This window comes from Lacibacter sp. (assembly GCF_035299325.1).
Lineage (GTDB): Bacteria > Bacteroidota > Bacteroidia > Chitinophagales > Chitinophagaceae > Lacibacter.
Map to the genome: position 1 here is coordinate 49386 of NZ_DATGWT010000030.1, position 16847 is coordinate 66232.

General features: G+C 39.3%; 13 protein-coding genes. 10 read left to right on the forward strand and 3 right to left on the reverse strand.

Annotation, left to right across the window (positions count from 1 at the left end):
- From VK159_RS17915 to VK159_RS17940, 6 genes are all read left to right on the forward strand, one after another.
- Complete coding sequence (locus VK159_RS17915) at positions 1-1443, forward strand: serine hydrolase (RefSeq protein ID WP_324231539.1); 1443 nt, start codon at positions 1-3, stop codon at positions 1441-1443.
- Between the two features lie 10 nt (positions 1444-1453).
- The gene (locus VK159_RS17920) at positions 1454-1987 is read left to right on the forward strand and encodes a dihydrofolate reductase family protein (protein WP_324231540.1); all 534 of its coding nucleotides are present in this window, start codon (positions 1454-1456) and stop codon (positions 1985-1987) included.
- 76 nt (positions 1988-2063) lie between these two features.
- Positions 2064-3368: a S41 family peptidase gene (locus VK159_RS17925; protein ID WP_324231541.1), complete on the forward strand. Its 1305-nt coding sequence runs from the start codon at positions 2064-2066 to the stop codon at positions 3366-3368.
- 98 nt (positions 3369-3466) lie between these two features.
- On the forward strand, positions 3467-4765 hold the full coding sequence (locus VK159_RS17930) for a serine hydrolase domain-containing protein (RefSeq protein WP_324231542.1): 1299 nt from the start codon (positions 3467-3469) through the stop codon (positions 4763-4765).
- Between the two features lie 133 nt (positions 4766-4898).
- Positions 4899-5339, forward strand: coding sequence for a hypothetical protein (locus VK159_RS17935; RefSeq protein ID WP_324231543.1), 441 nt, complete (start codon positions 4899-4901; stop codon positions 5337-5339).
- A 233-nt stretch (positions 5340-5572) separates the two neighbouring features.
- A complete protein-coding gene (locus VK159_RS17940; RefSeq protein WP_324231544.1) occupies positions 5573-6358 on the forward strand; it encodes a hypothetical protein in 786 nt (261 codons plus the stop codon).
- 73 nt (positions 6359-6431) lie between these two features.
- Here VK159_RS17940 and VK159_RS17945 read toward each other — a convergent pair whose 3' ends face one another.
- From VK159_RS17945 to VK159_RS17955, 3 genes are all read right to left on the reverse strand, one after another.
- Complete coding sequence (locus VK159_RS17945; protein ID WP_324231545.1) at positions 6432-9791, reverse strand: VCBS repeat-containing protein; 3360 nt, start codon at positions 9789-9791, stop codon at positions 6432-6434.
- Between the two features lie 74 nt (positions 9792-9865).
- The gene (locus VK159_RS17950) at positions 9866-11116 is read right to left on the reverse strand and encodes a hypothetical protein (protein ID WP_324231546.1); all 1251 of its coding nucleotides are present in this window, start codon (positions 11114-11116) and stop codon (positions 9866-9868) included.
- A 64-nt stretch (positions 11117-11180) separates the two neighbouring features.
- Positions 11181-11795: a Crp/Fnr family transcriptional regulator gene (locus VK159_RS17955; protein WP_324231547.1), complete on the reverse strand. Its 615-nt coding sequence runs from the start codon at positions 11793-11795 to the stop codon at positions 11181-11183.
- Positions 11796-12013: 218 nt separating this feature from the next.
- On the opposite strand from VK159_RS17955, the gene VK159_RS17960 reads away from it, so the two are divergent.
- The 4 genes from VK159_RS17960 (at position 12014) to VK159_RS17975 (ending at position 16845) form a co-directional block, all read left to right on the forward strand.
- Entirely contained in the window at positions 12014-12490 is a 477-nt protein-coding gene (locus tag VK159_RS17960) for a c-type cytochrome (RefSeq protein ID WP_324231548.1), read from the forward strand.
- A gap of 45 nt (positions 12491-12535) precedes the next feature.
- Positions 12536-14527: a Sec-dependent nitrous-oxide reductase gene (gene nosZ / locus VK159_RS17965; protein ID WP_324231549.1), complete on the forward strand. Its 1992-nt coding sequence runs from the start codon at positions 12536-12538 to the stop codon at positions 14525-14527.
- 84 nt (positions 14528-14611) lie between these two features.
- On the forward strand, positions 14612-15613 hold the full coding sequence (locus tag VK159_RS17970; RefSeq protein ID WP_324231550.1) for a nitrous oxide reductase accessory protein NosL: 1002 nt from the start codon (positions 14612-14614) through the stop codon (positions 15611-15613).
- On the forward strand, positions 15613-16845 hold the full coding sequence (locus VK159_RS17975; protein ID WP_324231551.1) for a nitrous oxide reductase family maturation protein NosD: 1233 nt from the start codon (positions 15613-15615) through the stop codon (positions 16843-16845). Before VK159_RS17970 ends, VK159_RS17975 begins: the two co-directional genes overlap by 1 nt.
- The last annotated feature ends 2 nt before the right edge of the window (positions 16846-16847 follow it).

Genomic DNA, 16847 nt, shown 5'->3' on the forward strand with positions numbered 1-16847 from the left:
ATGAAACTTATCATCTTCTTATTCGCATTCGGTCTTCAATATTCATTCGCACAGCTTTCAGCAGATAAAAAATTAAAGGTTGACAGTCTTATTCAGCAGTATATCGAAACCAAGCAATTCTCGGGCTGTGTACTCGTTGCAAAGAACAACGAAGTGTTGTATCAACAGGCATTTGGTTACGCTAACAAAGAAGAGCAGGTGCCAAACCGCATTGCTACTAATTTTAATATTGCATCAATGGGCAAAACCTTTACTGCAACGCTTATTATGCAGTTGGTACAGGAAGGAAAAATAGCCATTGATCAAACGCTTGCATCTATTTTGCCTGAGTATAAAATAAAAAAGGCTGATAGTATTACTGTACACCACCTTCTTACTCATACCTCCGGTGTTGGAAATTACATGATGCATGTAAATTTTGAAGCAGAGCGCCATCAATTAAAATCGTTGGATGATGTAATGCCCTATGTGGTTGCAATGGATCCAACATTGGATTATGTCGGGCAGCGACATGATTATTCTAACTCTGGATTTATTGTATTGGGAAAGATCATTGAGAAAATTACCGGCAAATCGTATATGCAGAACCTGGAGGAACGTATTTTTAAGCCAGCCGGCATCAAGAGTTCATATATTCATTACCCGGCCACTTTCATAGCCCCCAATGAAGCAACACCATACTTAGCCTATACAGGTAAAACGTTTATTAATGCCGCAGCAGAAGAATTCCCTGCTTTTTCGGATGGTGGTATGCAGTCGAATGTGATCGATCTTTATCGCTTTGCAAAGGCTTTACTGAATGGTAAACTTCTTTCGCCTGTTATGAGGGATAGTATGTGGAATGGAAAAGTTGCAACAGGCAGAGCAGATAAGTACAGTTTTGGCTGGGTTGATGAACAAACAGATTTTGGAAAAAGGACTTATAGTCATAGCGGAGGTGGTAAGGGTTTTTCATCTGATCTCAAGATCGTAAAGGAAGATGGATACATTGTGATTGTATTGATCAATAACAGGGTGAATCCTCGTGAAGTAACGAATAATATTTTGCGTATTCTTTACAACAAAGAAACCCGCAAGCCTGAAAAATATCTTGAGAATGTATTAATGGAAGTAACAGAGCAGAAAGGTTTTGATTATGTTCGTGCCAATTACAAAGCGATCATCAAAGAAAAAGGACATGATAAAACTCCAAACCCCTGGGTGTATATTATGTACTCAGATATGTTTGAAACCTTAAAGGATTTTGATAAAGCATTTGCGGTGATTGATATGGGTCGGGAGGAATTTCCGAAAGAGGCATCGATGTATAATGTAACCGGACAGCTGTATGTTAATCAAAAAAAATATAAGGAAGCTGTTGAGTGGTTTAACAAAGCACTTGCAGTTAATCCCGAAGATGGTTTTGCAAAAATGATGCTGAAGAATATCAGCAGTAAACTATAAAGTTATTTTTATGAGCAGGAAAGTTGTTGTGTATATCGCTGCCAGTGTTGATGGTTTTATAGCTGCACCCGATGGAGATCTTGCGTTTCTTTCAAAGGTTGAAAAGGAAGGCGAAGATTACGGTTACGGAGCGTTTATTTCTACTGTAGATACAGTTGTTCTAGGTAAGAACACATACGATAAAGTATTATCTATGGGTTATGCTTTTCCTCATGCTGATAAGGAAGCTTATATCATTACAAGAACCGAACGGGCCACCGAAGGAACAATAAATTTTTACACAGGGGATGTAGTTGACCTGGTAGCTGAACTGAAAGAAAAAAATGGCAAAACAATCTTTATTGACGGTGGTGCTTTTGTAGTGAACAGGTTGTTACAGAATGGCCTGGTGGATGAGCTTCATCTTTCGTACATACCTGTATTACTTGGCGATGGCATCTCCTTATTTAAACAGGGCAACCCTTTACAGAACCTGGAACTTCAAACTGTAAAAACATTTGATACGGGTTTGGTACAACTTCATTATCGTTTTATAAAAGACTGATCTGCGATCCTCTTTTTCACATGTTCATGTGGTGCTGCTGTAATAGCCAACTGGCTACATTTGGCAAAACCTTTTTATGAAGCCTGTCATAAACCTTGTCATCTTTTTTCTTCTTATTTTTCATACAACTACTGCGCAAATAACAAAAGAGCAAAAATCAGAAGCGATTGATAGTGTGATTAAGTTGATGAATGAACGTTACATCTTTCCTGAAACTGCAAAACAAATCGAACTTCATCTGCGAAAGCAGCAAACAAAAAGGGCATACGATACAATTACAAGTGCTGACGCATTTGCTGCTAAATTAACAGCTGACGTGAGAAGCATTTGTAATGATAAGCATGTTGGAATTCGTTTCTCACCGGAGCCCTTGGTCATAGACCGCAGTGTTAATTTGATGCAGATGCCGGAAGACGAAAAAAGTGGCTATGCAGAGTTTCTTCGACTGGAGAATTACGGTGTTAGAAAGCTTGACATATTAAAAGGTAACATCGGGTACATTGATTTTAAATTTTTATGCGGAACAGAATATGCCGGTGATTTTTATGCTGCGATGATGAATTATGTGCAGCATACCGATGCTCTGATTATTGATTTTCGACGTTCAAACGGTGCTATGAGCGATAATGTTATACCCTTTCTCTGCAGCTATTTCTTTGCAGATAAGATACATCTGAATGATCTGTATTGGAGAGAACGGAATTTTACCCAGCAAACATGGACGCAGGTAGTAGTACCCGGTAAGAAATATCTGAATAAACCTATTTATATACTCACGAGTGGCGCCACTTTCTCCGGTGCAGAAGAAATGACCTATGATCTCAAAAATCTAAAACGTGCAACAATAATTGGAGAAGTAACAGGTGGAGGTGCGAACCCCGGTGGGAGTGTAGTACTTACCAAACACTTCCGCATGTTTTTGCCTGTTGGCCGTGCCATCAATCCCATCACCAAAACAAACTGGGAAGGAGTGGGTGTGCAGCCGGATAGTCTTACAACATCAAGGTTAGCGTTGCACAAGGCGCATCTTGCTGCCATGAATCATAGTATTGCAACAACTACAAATGGGTTGTGGAAAGAGGAATTAAAACGGTTAGTAGCAGAGGTGCAAAAGGAAATACCTGTTGTTGTAAATGTTGAGTTCAGATTAAAAGGATTTCCCAATGCAAAAGCCGTATCGGTTGCAGGAAGTTTTAATGATTGGTCGCCTTCATCAGTAAAAATGAAACGGGTAGGCGATGAGTGGGTTGTACAAACTGTTGCAGAGCCAGGTAAACATATGTACAAATATGTAGTAGATGGTAACTGGATACTGGATCCTGCCAACAACGTAACAGGAAATGAAAACGGACATACGAATTCAGTGATAGTGATAAAGTAACAAAACACATCATTCCTGTTTCAATCTGTGATTTCCTTTTTTAATTCGATTAAAAAATGGATTTGCAGAATAACATAATTTCTAACAAGTTTACGTATATGTTGAAATCCATTCTTGCGTTCTCAGTATTTTATTTATTGCCTTTACTTGGTTCGACACAAATTCAGTATAACAGAAAACTTGATCAATATACAACAGCTTATGCTGCGGTATATGATTTTCATGGGGCCGTACTTATGGCAAAAAAGAATGAAATTATCTTTCAAAAGGCTTTTGGTTATGCAAACAGAGAATGGTCTGTGAAAAACACTACCGATACCCGCTTTCCCATCGCATCGCTAACAAAGCAATTTACAGCAGCCGCTATTCTGCAACTAGCAGAGCAGGGAAAGCTTTCTGTTGATGACAGATTAAGTAAATTCTTTCCAGGCTATCCCAAAGGCGATAGTGTAACTATACACATGCTGCTGAATCATACATCGGGCATAAAGGAATATTCTCAAGTACCCGGGCTGTTTCAATTGAATTATACAAATGAACTTTCGAAAGACACAATCATCAAACTTTTCCAAAAGCTCCCTTTCAGTTTTTCGCCGGGCTCTTTCTGGGGATATAGTAATACTGGTTATATTCTTTTAGGCTATATCATTGAACAAATAACCGGTGAGACTTATGGTGATTACATTAAGAAGAATATATTTCAAAAAGCGGAGATGAACAACAGTGGATTGTTTCATCAAGATACTGTTACTTCAAAAAGGGCTTTCGGGTATACACAAACGCCAGCAGGCATTATTACGCAAATGGTCGTTCCCTTTAAATTGGGGTTTAGTGATGGTGGTTTATTTTCAACGGTCGAAGATTTATTGAACTGGAACAGGGCACTCCATTCGTGCAATATTATTGGTAAAGAGTATCTCTCTAAAATGAATCAGCCAAACCGTGAGGAAGGCGGTGCCGGATATGGAATTTTTATCGATAATATGTTCGACCGGAAAGTAAGATTTCATACAGGAAATATTCCCGGTTACAGTTCAGTCATGTTGAATTATGTTGAGGACGATGTGACGATCATTATTCTGGCAAACAAAGAAACAAATCTTGATTTTTTTCCAAGGGGAATTGCGGCAATCATGTTTGATAAGGATGTGGTAATTCCTTATCCGCATAAGCCATTTCAATTGGCCTCTGAAAATCTTCAGCTGTATGCAGGTAAATTTGAGACAGTTTTCCCTTTTGAGGTAATCGAAAAACAAGGCAAGTTGTTTATGAATATTGGAAGGGATATTGAATTGGTTGCTGAGTCCAAAACAAAGTTTTATGTTGCAGAGCCTGATGTAGATATTCAGCTTGAATATGTTTTCAATGGACAAAATTGTTCGCCTGTTCTATATTGAAGGCGGTGTAAAAACCGAAGCGAAATTAAAATAGCGGGTTCCTTCCCATTTCAAAAAAAATTGTTAATCACATATTCATGTGACATAATAAGCCTGCGCAATTCTTTACTTTGATTTAGTAAAAAATTATACAATGCAGAAATTAACCTTTTCATCATCTCTTCTTTTGCTTTTGTTTGCTTCCTGCAGTAAACCAGATGTGAGCGAGAAAGAAATTCCTGTTTCAAAGACCGTTGAATTTCGTCTGGCGCAAGCAGCTGATTATTCAGGTTCTGTTTATGACGGCATCCAGGCTGAAGTTCGTCTCTCGGTTAGTAAACAGGTAGCTGGAGCATCAGTACCCGTAATTTTATGGGATACCATCATTCCTTATCAAAGTTTACGTGTATATCCTGCCTCTGCAACACCGTTGTTGATCAGCAGGCAATTCAACGGAATTTTTGAAAGCAAAGAAAGTATTCGTTTTAGTAAAGTGGTTCGTTACAAAGATGGACTGAATCAGATATCCATGAATGCGTCAGGTGAAGATATTCCTGCATCGGTGAGCAATAAATTGGTAATGGTTGATTTGTAAAAAAACTGTGAATGTTAAAAAATTACAAACCACATGTTCATGCGATAGGAGTGTAGTTATTCAACCCGCATCTTTGCAACGGATCATAATTAATAGAAGATTTACAAATGCTAATCAAACACCAAAGACCTGTATTACAGGTCTTTTTTTATTTCACATATTTATGCGGTTGTGGTGCAACGTTAGTTGAATGATCTTTGTCAAGTCATTAATCATTAAACTTTATCATTATTATGAAATTTACGTTTAAATCAACAGCTAAGCTGTTTGCTCTCTTTGTTAGCACCGCACTTATTCTCACCTCGTGCAAAAAAGACAAATCAGATGCTTTCACAAGCACAAAGATCAAAACTGTTGTGTCGCCAGACAATCAGGTGTCGTTTACATATAATGCAAACGGTACTATAAAAACTGCAGCTTTAAAAAATGATTTTGTTACATCGGGCGATCTGGTGAATTATGAAGTGAGTTACGATGCACAGGGTAAGATCAGCGAAATTACGTCTGATGAAGATATCCGAATTGTTCCCATTTACCAGAACGGTGTATTGGCAGAGGCTTCATTTGAAACAAAGGATGGAATAGAGCTTTTTGTTACAACCTACACTTATCAAAACAATTTTTTAAAGTCAGTAGAAATTTATTCAGCAGCCGGTGAACCCTGGTTAAAATTTGTTTTCACAAACAGCGCATCAGGTAACGTAGAAAAAACAGAGTTCTTCGTTCAAAATCCTTTGCAACCTGATCTGTTTATCTTTGGCGGTAGTGTAACAAATACGTTCGACAATAAGACAAACCCGCTGTATGCTGCAAAAGATTTGTTGCATTTACTTTGGGTGCCGGCTTCTCCAAATAATATACTCACGGAAATTCATAAAGACGATAATAATATCCTGGAAGAAACGGTAAATTATACTTACCAGTATCATTCAAACGGAGTACCTAAGTCGGCAGTTATGCAATCAACAGTTGTTGGGCAGCAACCTGTGAACTCAACAATCAATTTTACTTATTTCTAATTGGAAAATCAATAATTTTCTCAGCATACATGCAGTTGGTTTCACCCGGGTATTCATACCCGGGTTCTTTATTTTATTGCAGCTTTTTTAAATAAAAGAATTCTGCCCTGTCCCTGTTTTGTGCAGCAACAACTGCAATAGATCCTTTGTATGGAAATTGAATAAGCGATTTTGCATTACCCGGTACGTATAGTCCACTTTGCAAAATTGATAATGGCGTAAAGTTGCCTTTACCATTGCCTTGCAGTACAACAGCATTCGAAGCGTCCATTCTTCCCTGGAAGGGATGCATATCAAACATGTTTCCTGTCAGAATGATGTCGGGATTGCCATCGGCATTGTAATCACTTACTGCTATACCAAATACAGAACTGAATTGCGCACTGAAAGGAAGAGGGTGAACTTCAAATTCAAACTTGCCTTTATTTTCGATCCATACAGAAGTAAGTGTAACAGCAGTTCGTTGTAACTCATTCTCCCTTTTGAAATTACCCAACAGGCTTTTCATATCTGCTGAAGCATAAGCGTTGAATACAGGGAATATTTTCTTAATTGAAGGAATTTCTTCAGCCAATTGATCTCGGTATGCAACGGGGAACTCCTGCATATTGCCATGAAGCTTGTTCGGTTTCCAGATACTAAGCAATGCATCCCAGCGTCCGTTATTATCATAGTCGTTTGCATAAATAGTTAACGGTTGTTTTTCTGTTGCATGATAATAACCATTGCTGCCGAAATTGCCGGCTATATAATCCATGTCGCCATCATTATCAAGATCAGCAGCAGCAATGCAGTTCCACCAGCCGGTTTGTTTATCAGTGATGGTTGGTTGAAGTTGCAGCTTTCCTTTTTCATTTTTAAAAAAATGAATACCCATCCATTCACCGGTAACAATTAGGTCAATATCTTTATCGTTGTCTGCATCGCTCCAGATTGCATCACTCACCATGCCAATAGTTTTTAATGCAGGTGCAGCATTGTCTGTGATCAGTTCAAAACTTATTTTGCCTTTTGTTGAATTGTTACGCAACAAATAACTCTGTTCTGGTTTGGGATATTCAACAGGTACACTCCGTCCGCCAACAAACAGATCAATATCGCCATCAGCATCAAGATCTGCTCCTTTTACACATGACTTGCTGCCAATAAGTAACGGCAATGCAAGACTATCATAGCTGAAATTGCCGTTTCCATCGTTTAAGTAAAATCTGTCAGCATAACCTGCATTTCCTTTTGGCAGTTCATTACTTCCGCTTGCAATGTAGAGATCAAGATCAGCATCGCCATCAGCATCAAACAAGTAAACCCCGGCATCATCAGCTATTTGTTGAAATCCGGTATGCAATGGTTTCATACTGAATTGGTGATTGGGTTGTTGCATGTAAATGATCGCTGCATTTGGGTTGCTTCCGCCAATCACAATATCAACGAGACTATCCTTGTTTAAATCACCAACTGCAATTGCAGGGCCATACTGTGATAATTTGTGCGGCAACTGACGTTGAATATTAAAATCAACATAATCAGTTTCTTTATGAAAAAAGTTAAGTCCTGTTTGCGAAGTGATAGTTGTAAACCAATTACCGGTTGCAATGATTGGCTGTTGTTCATTATTTGGCTGTGCAGAAATTGATTGGCTGATGGTCATAGTTTGATTGGCAAGTACATCTTTCAATACTTCTTTCTTACCATCATTCCAGTAAACAACAATTGAATCAACAGTGGAAATACTATCCAAACCAAAGTGCATGATATTTTCGACTGAACTCATATAGCCACGATAGGGCGTGTGCTCTGCAACCTGCTCACCGCCTTTGTAATAAAGATGTGCAATTGTGCCAATGCCATTGATGTTACTTGTGTCTCCACGGAAGCGGATACGCAGATAATTTTTCTTTTGTTTTGATTCGTTGAGTTTGTTTTCCAGTAAGGTGGCTTCCATGTTGGTATTGTTGATCACCACATCAAGATCGCCATCGTTATCAAAATCGGCATAAGCAATACCTGCAGAGTAGGTAGGGATGTTCCAGCCCCAGTCAATTGTTTTATTGGAAAATGTCAGATCATGATTGTTACGGAAAATATAATTGCTGATCTGTACGGGTGGAAGCTTTTGCAGCAGGTCGTTTGCAGAACCAGCAGTGTTTCCTTCACGATAAGCCATAAAATCGAGATCAGTTACATCTTTCGGCAACCCGTTTGTTGTCATCAGGTCTTTATAACCATCGTTATCAGCATCGATCAATAATGCTGCCCAACTCCAGTCGGTATTGGCAATGCCACTGTAGTAGGCAATTTCACTAAACACTGGCGCACCAATTGAATCGTTCTCTAACAGGCGTGGGCCTTGGTTCAGCTGTAGTGTATTACGTACAGTTTGATAGGGGAAATTGTATTGTGCAGAATACAGGTACCAGTTATAATCAACGGGGTTAAACATCATCTTCTGGCGGTAATTATCTTCAGGCATCATATCCATTTCAACAAGATCAATCAGGCCATCGTTGTTAATGTCGCCTGCATCATTACCCATTGCATTTAAACTTCCGTGTTTAAAGTATTCGTTATTGCGGTTGGTGAAAGTGCCATTCTTATTATTGATGTATAAAACATTTCCACTGAGATAATCGTTGCTGATATAAATATCTTTCCAGCCATCACGATTAATATCAAGAATATTGATACCCAGTCCGTTTCCTTCCCAGGTTATGCCAGCTTCTTTTGTTACATTGGTAAAAACAGGATGTTGTTTTTGTGCATCCCAGTCGTTGCGGTAAAGTACATCGTTTGTAAAACCGCTGCCATCATTTTTTATTTTACGGAATGTGTTGGGGAACTCGTTGTTAAGATCATTCACTAACAAATAAAGATCAAGATCACCATCATTATCATAATCAAAGAACGAAGCCATATGGGTACTCACTGTGTCAACCAAGCCATAATAAGCAGCACTTTCCGTAAAACGGGGAGTATTGGTCGCCATGTCAACACCAGTGTTAATGTATAGCAGGTCTTTTTTCAGTTCTGCATTTTGCCAGGCTGCGGCTGATACATACAAATCGAGCAAACCATCATTATTAATATCAACCACTGTTGCACCACGGCTCCATTTTTTATTACCACCAACACCTGCTTTCTCTGTAACATCTTCAAACTTCATGTTGCCACGGTTAATGAATAATTTGTTTGGCTGAACAGATGCTGTAAAATAGATATCGGGTAAGTTGTCATTATTGAAATCACCAATACCAACACCGCCACCATTATAGAGATATTGGTAGTTGATCATGTTGAGTTGCTGGTTTTCAATAATTGCGTTGTTGAAAGTGAGGCCGCTTTCGGCGCTTTTTATTTCGTGAAAAAGAGTGGATTCCTTTTTAGCGCATGCTGTCAATAATAGCAGCCACGCAGTAAAAACAAGCAGTTGTTTCATCAAAGTAGTTTGGAAACCGAAAATAAGATAAAATTCTGCTTGTGAATGACCTTGTAAAAGATGAGGGAAACAGTTTATCCATTAACCTGCTGTGTGGCAGGGTGGAGAGCTGCATACTTACTTGTTTGTTCACGGTAGAAGAGCAGCAGACCGCTGAACATGCCACAGGCTGCTACAAGCAGCAGTTCATTGCTATATGGAAAAGGGCTGCTGAAAATCGCTGCAATACCCTGGCTCATCAGCACAAGTTCATTCAGAAACATGGCAGATACAAAGAGCCAAAAACCACTGAACGCAAGTTTTGTTGGCAGATAAACCAAGCGGTTTTGCAACAGGTAGCCAATAATGAACATACTCACAAAGCCAAGCAAAACAAGATGCAGAAATCCAATAACAATAGGACGAATACCAAACGCATATTGGTTAAGTGCCGGTATTGCAGAAAATCCCTGCATGATTATTTTAAGTGCAAAAGCCAAAACTGCAATGAGCCATATCAAATGAACAGGTGGGTGAAAAACAAGTCTGAACTGCTGTCTCATTAGTATTAACAGCCTGATAAAAAGTAAGAGTGCAACAACCTGAACTATTGATGCAACGGCACCCGATGTAACCATCCAGCCGGGCAAGCGCATCCATAACATGGATAAGAACCACGCAGGTATAAGTGTTGCCAACAGGAGATAAAAGAAAAGATCAGCCAGGCGTATATGTTGTATCTGCATTCGATGTTTCATTTGTGAAAAAAACAATGCAAGAATGGTAAACAGGAACCAGCCATTGTATTGAAAGTGGAGATAAAAGTAAACAGAGCCAAAATAGAGATCCTGGTTTATGATCTTATTCGCCATTAAATAAGCAAGCGTAAATGTGCCGGCTGCTGAAATTATATTACTGATCAACGCTGTGTACAACCATTTCTTTTCGAAACTTAACTGATCGTTTGTTTTGATCATTTTCCACGCAACAAGTGCAAACCAGAACGAAACAAGAATGGATAGGGTAGAGAAGAAAATCGAAGGCGCTGCATAACCCATAAATGGAAACGTGCATAACATACCATAGCTGCTGATCTGCTGTGCCCACAATAAACGATTGAATTGTTTTTGCTGTTGTTCGTTTGGTTTTAACAGGTGAATAATAGCAATGAATAGTGCCAGCGATACCCAACCCGCAAATGCGAAATGTGAATGAGCATGCAGTAAATGCTTCTGATCAACAACAGGCAAAGGGAAAAGAATTTTGTACCGAAGTAATACACCCGCCAACGCCAGTAATGTAAAATTGAAGAAAGCCCGCTTGGCCCATAGTTGTGTGAAAGTCATATTAAGGCAAAAATTTTCTCAAAGTGAAATGTTTATTTGATACAGGAATATGCGTACGCTCATATCAGCAATACACTTTGCCACGTTCAATTTTTAAATGACCATTACGTTCCAGTTCACGAATAGAACGGATAACGGTTTCAACCCGCAAACCCGTCATATCGGCAATCTGCTGACGTGTGAGTTCTATTTTTAATAATTCATTTTCTGCAATGCCCCTGCTTTTTTTATACTCCTGCAGCAACGTGCTTACACGATGCATTGGACCATACGATGAAATTTCTTTTGAGATCAGTGATTTAAAACGAAGCCTGCGTGCAAGTGTTTGAGTAAAACCAAAATGGATGTCGAAGTTTTCTTTCAACAGTTGGAGGAAATTTTCTTTTCGCAGGCGAATAACCACTGAAGCTTCATCGGCTTCTGCACTTGCCGGATAAATTCCGCCATCAAACAAAGGAGGTTCGCCAAAACTTTCGCCGGCTTCAAACATACCCTGTATAAATTCTTTTCCTTCTTCGTTGCAATTGCACATTTTAATTCTTCCTTCCACTACCTGGTAATAGAAATGAGCAGGATCGTCTTCGCAAAAAAGCACCTGTCCTTTTTCAAGGTTGTGAAAGGTTGCCCCCCATGCAAGGAGCAGATCCAGATCAATAATATTATTGGTAGTTGCCTGCATAATAGATGCAAATTACTATGCTGCTGACGCACAGTTTCTGACAAAATGCAAACGATTAACTGATATTGATCAGTTTTTTCAACATCCTTCGAGCTTATCGCTTGCTTTTACCTGATTGTAATCAGTCAGTTTCTTTTATGACTGTAATCATATTGTTCTGTTTTAAGTGATAGTAATCTTGCCATGTTATTTTATCTGCCAACTTAAAAAATAAGCTCATGAAAAAAATGCTCATCGTCTTCAGTTTTCTAGGTTTTGTATATGCTTGCGGTAACCAAGGTTCTTCCGACAAAACAACAAACAGTGAATCAACTACTCAAACTACTACTGATAACGGTAACCCATCATATGATCCTGAAAGAGGTGCAGGCAAGTTTACCAATGTAGATGTGAAACCTGAACTTGATAAAGTGATGGCGGAAGCCGGATTGAAGGTGTATGATGTGAAATGCGGAAGCTGCCATAAACTTACTGATGAGAAACTGGTTGGCCCCGGTTGGAAAGGCGTAACAACACGCCACAAGCCCGAGTGGATCATGAATTTCGTTACCAATGTTGATGAAATGTTGGATAAAGATCCTAAAGCAATGGCACAATTGGAGCTCTGCCTTGTTCGTATGCCTAACCAGAATTTATCTGATGACGAAGCAAGACATGTATATGAATTCATGCGTAAGAATGATGGTGTAAAATAAACCTGCTGATTCCAAGACTTACTAATAACTCTTAATACAATTAATATGAACAGCTCTAAAAGAATGTTGACGATCCTGCTTGCTGTAGTTGCTTTGCAATGGATGTCCTGTAAACCCAAAGGTGCTTCCAATGCAGCGGCTGGTGGCAATGCTGAAAAAGCGTATGTTGCCCCGGGCAAGTACGATGAATTTTACAATTTTGTTTCCGGTGGTTTCAGCGGACAAATGAGCGTATATGGTTTGCCCAGCGGTCGTTTGTTTCGTGTAATTCCTGTATTCTCTGTTGATCCTGAAAAAGGATATGGTTACAGTGAAGAATCAAAACCGATGTTAATGACCTCCAATGGTTTTGTTCCATGGGATGATCTTCATCACATTTCTTTTTCACAAACAAATGGTGAAATTGATGGACGCTGGACATTTGGTAACGGTAACAACACTCCTCGTGTAGCAAGGATCGATAACAAAACCTTCCGCACTGCCGAGATCATTGAAATACCGAACAGTGCCGGTAATCACTCCTCTCCATTCATCACTGAAAATTCTGAGTATCTCGTAGCAGGTACACGTTTCAGTGTTCCTATTGGTGATAATACAGATGTACCTATCGAATCTTACAAAGAAAATTTTAAAGGTGTAATCAGTTTTATCAGTATCGGTAAAGAACATGGTGAAATGGATATTGCTTTCCAGTTACTGTTACCCGGTGTAAACTTCGATCTTAGTCGTGCAGGTAAAGGACCCAGCCATGGTTGGTTCTTCTTTAGCTGTTACAACAGTGAGCAGGCAAATACATTGTTGGAAGTAAACGCATCACAACGTGATAAAGATTTTATTCTTGCTGTAAACTGGAAAAAAGCAGAGGAATATCTTAAAGCCGGAAAAGGTGTAAAGAAACAAGTGCGTTATGCACATAACACATGGGATGAAGCTACTCACTCAGCTAAACATGAGATCAGAACAGAAGTAACAGTGCTTGATCCTGCAATATTGAAAGATATCTGTTATTTCATTCCTTGTCCTAAATCACCACATGGTTGCGATACTGATCCAACAGGTGAATACATTGTGGGCAGTGGTAAACTGGCAGCTATCATTCCGGTTTTCTCTTTCACAAAAATTCAAAAAGCAATTGCTGATAAGACATATGATGGTGAATATGGCGGCATTCCTGTAATTAAATACGAAGCTGCTTTACATGGTGAAGTAAAGAAACCAGGCCTCGGACCATTGCATACAGAGTTTGATGACAAGGGTAATGCTTATACTTCATTCTTTGTGAGCAGTGAAATTGTAAAGTGGAATGTAAAAAGTCTGGAAGTGCTTGATCGTGTACCAACTTATTACTCTATTGGTCACCTTTCAATTCCAGGTGGCGATACAAGAAAACCTTGGGGTAAATATGTTGTAGCTTATAACAAGATCACAAAAGACCGTTACCTGCCAACAGGACCTGAGTTAACACAAAGTGCACAGATCTTTGATATCAGTGGTGATAAAATGCAACTGATCCTTGATTTCCCAACTATCGGTGAACCACACTATGCAGGTTCAATGCCGGCATCGCTCATCAAAGACAAGAGTTTGAAAATTTATAAGATCGATGAGAACAAGCATCCATATGCTGCGAAGGGTGAGAAAGAATCAAAAGTGGTACGTGAAGGAAATAAAATTCATGTGTACATGACATCTATACGTTCACACTTTGCACCAGATAATATTGAAGGTGTTAAGTTAGGCGATGAAGTATATTTCCACGTTACAAATCTGGAACAGGATTGGGATGTACCACATGGTTTTGCTATTAAAGGTGCGCTCAATGCAGAGTTGCTGATTATGCCGGGTGAAACACAAACATTAAAATGGGTTCCTGAAAAAACAGGCATCTATCCATTCTATTGTACTGATTTCTGTAGTGCATTGCACCAGGAAATGCAGGGTTACCTGCGTGTATCGCCTGCAGGAAGCAGCGTGCCACTATCATTCAGTTTAGGTAAACAAGGTGCTGCTGCAGCAGAAAAACCTGCAGCCAAATAAAAGTTGAGGATAATTATCAAAAACAGGCCTGTACTTACATTCAGGTAAGACAGGCCTGTATTTTCAGATCAAAAGAAGAAACCAATGAACAAGCCATTATCACCAATTGCACGGATGTTATCGTTAGTCTGCGGTATCATTTTAATTGTTGTCATTTTTGTACCGATGTGGCGAATTGATCTTACAGCTCCGCAATATCCGGAGGGATTGGTGTTGAAGATTCACGCTAATAAACTCTCCGGTGATGTGGATGTGATCAATGGATTAAACCATTACATTGGTATGCGCAAACTGGTGGAGTCTGATTTTGTAGAGTTCACGATTCTTCCTTTTCTTATTGGTTTTTTTGCGTTGATGGGTATCATCACTTTTTTGGTGAACCGTCGTTGGTTGTTTTATACGTTTGGTATTCTGTATATCCTCTTTGGCATAATTGCCATGTATGATTTTTACAGATGGGAATACGATTATGGTCATAACCTTGATCCAACAGCAGCAATTGTTGTTCCGGGCATGGCCTATCAACCGCCGTTGATTGGGTTTAAACAACTACTCAACTTTGGTGCCTATTCTTTTCCTGATGTGGGTGGTTATATTTTTATAGGCGTAGGATTGATCCTGGTGTTTTTATTTATCAGGGAATGGAGACTAAAGCCAAAGCTTGCAGTAGCGGCATCAACATTATTATTGATGTTTAGTTTACAGAGTTGTTCAAGTGGTCCACAACCGATCAGCTTTGGAAAAGATGCCTGTCATTTTTGTAAGATGGTGATCAGCGATCAGCGTTTTGGAGCAGAGGTGATCACAGATAAAAATAAAATTTACAAGTTTGATGATGTGCATTGCGTGGTATCGTTTATGAAATCAGGTACTGTGCCTACAAGTGAAATTGCCTCTGTTTACCTGGTTGATTTTTCTGAGAAGGGAAAACTGGTAAAAGCAGAAGAAAGCTTTCTGCTTCAAGCTGAACAGTTACGTAGCCCGATGGGTGGTAATGTAGCTGCATTTACAGTTGCCGACAGTATGAAAAAATTTCAACAACAGATCAGTGGCGCTGCTGTTAGTTGGAAAGAACTTATTCAGTAATGAAATTACTCACCGGCATATTATTTTTTTGTTTGCTGTCATCTGTTTCTGCACGTACGTTGCGTGTTGGTTTAACACAGCAATTCCGTACTGTTAAGCAAGCGGTGCAACAGGCTGCCGATGGCGATACGGTTATGGTATTTGCAGGTGTGTACAAAGAAGGACAGATCACTATTAATAAAAAATTAGTGCTGCTTGGTATAAACTTTCCTGTGCTTGATGGAGAGCGAAAGCATGAGATCATCACCATCAATGCAAACGGCGTTGTGGTGGAAGGTTTTCTATTTCGTAATTCAGGCCGAAGCAGTTATAATGATATTGCTGCTTTGCGTATTGCTGAAAGTCGAAATGTCATAATCCGCAACAACCAGTTTCAAAACAGTTATTTTGGTATTTACTCGCAGCATGCAACAGCTTGTATCATTACAGGTAATAAGTTGAGCTCCGATGCGAAAGATGAAATTTCTTCCGGTAACGGTATCCATTGCTGGAAGAGCGATAGTATGCAGATCAGCAACAATTATGTTACCGGTCATCGTGATGGTATCTACTTCGAGTTTGTAACCAACTCTGCCATCAAACAAAACAACAGTACAAAAAATGTGAGGTATGGTTTGCATTTTATGTTTTCCAATACCAATTCGTATATATCAAACAGGTTTACGGACAATGGTGCCGGTGTGGCAGTGATGTATTCAAAGGGAATCAAAATGTATCACAACACATTTGCAGACAACTGGGGAACGGCTGCCTATGGTATTTTAATGAAAGATATTACCGATAGCCATGTGGAGGGAAATATTTTCAAACGCAATACAGTAGGTGTAATGATGGAAGGAAGCAACCGCATCGACCTCATCAAAAATTCATTTGAAAATAATGGCTGGGCATTGAAAATACAGGCCAGCTGTATGGAAAACAACATCAAACAGAATAATTTCCGCACCAATTCTTTTGATGTAGCTACTAACGGCGAATTGATGCTCAATAAATTTCAAAGGAACTATTGGGATAAGTATGAAGGCTATGATCTTAATCGCAACGGTATTGGAGATGTGCCTTATCGTCCGGTAAGTATGTTTTCAATGATCAGCGAACGAAACAACTCCAGCATGATGCTTTACCGCAGTTTTATTGTGGGACTATTGGATAAGGCGGAGAAAATGTTACCCGTAATTACACCTGTTGAGTTAAAAGATGATGAACCCCTTATGAAACCAATTAAATTCTAAGC

Bases quoted from the DNA above. Each gene is read 5' to 3' on its own strand.
- VK159_RS17970 (WP_324231550.1), top strand. From the start codon at position 14,612: ATGAACAAGCCATTATCACCAATTGCACGGATGTTATCGTTAGTCTGC.
- VK159_RS17975 (WP_324231551.1), top strand. From the start codon at position 15,613: ATGAAATTACTCACCGGCATATTATTTTTTTGTTTGCTGTCATCTGTT.
- nosZ (WP_324231549.1), top strand. From the start codon at position 12,536: ATGAACAGCTCTAAAAGAATGTTGACGATCCTGCTTGCTGTAGTTGCT.
- VK159_RS17950 (WP_324231546.1), bottom strand. From the start codon at position 11,116: ATGACTTTCACACAACTATGGGCCAAGCGGGCTTTCTTCAATTTTACA.
- VK159_RS17915 (WP_324231539.1), top strand. From the start codon at position 1: ATGAAACTTATCATCTTCTTATTCGCATTCGGTCTTCAATATTCATTC.
- VK159_RS17930 (WP_324231542.1), top strand. From the start codon at position 3,467: ATGTTGAAATCCATTCTTGCGTTCTCAGTATTTTATTTATTGCCTTTA.
- VK159_RS17945 (WP_324231545.1), bottom strand. From the start codon at position 9,791: ATGAAACAACTGCTTGTTTTTACTGCGTGGCTGCTATTATTGACAGCA.
- VK159_RS17925 (WP_324231541.1), top strand. From the start codon at position 2,064: ATGAAGCCTGTCATAAACCTTGTCATCTTTTTTCTTCTTATTTTTCAT.
- VK159_RS17935 (WP_324231543.1), top strand. From the start codon at position 4,899: ATGCAGAAATTAACCTTTTCATCATCTCTTCTTTTGCTTTTGTTTGCT.
- VK159_RS17960 (WP_324231548.1), top strand. From the start codon at position 12,014: ATGAAAAAAATGCTCATCGTCTTCAGTTTTCTAGGTTTTGTATATGCT.
- VK159_RS17955 (WP_324231547.1), bottom strand. From the start codon at position 11,795: ATGCAGGCAACTACCAATAATATTATTGATCTGGATCTGCTCCTTGCA.
- VK159_RS17920 (WP_324231540.1), top strand. From the start codon at position 1,454: ATGAGCAGGAAAGTTGTTGTGTATATCGCTGCCAGTGTTGATGGTTTT.
- VK159_RS17940 (WP_324231544.1), top strand. From the start codon at position 5,573: ATGAAATTTACGTTTAAATCAACAGCTAAGCTGTTTGCTCTCTTTGTT.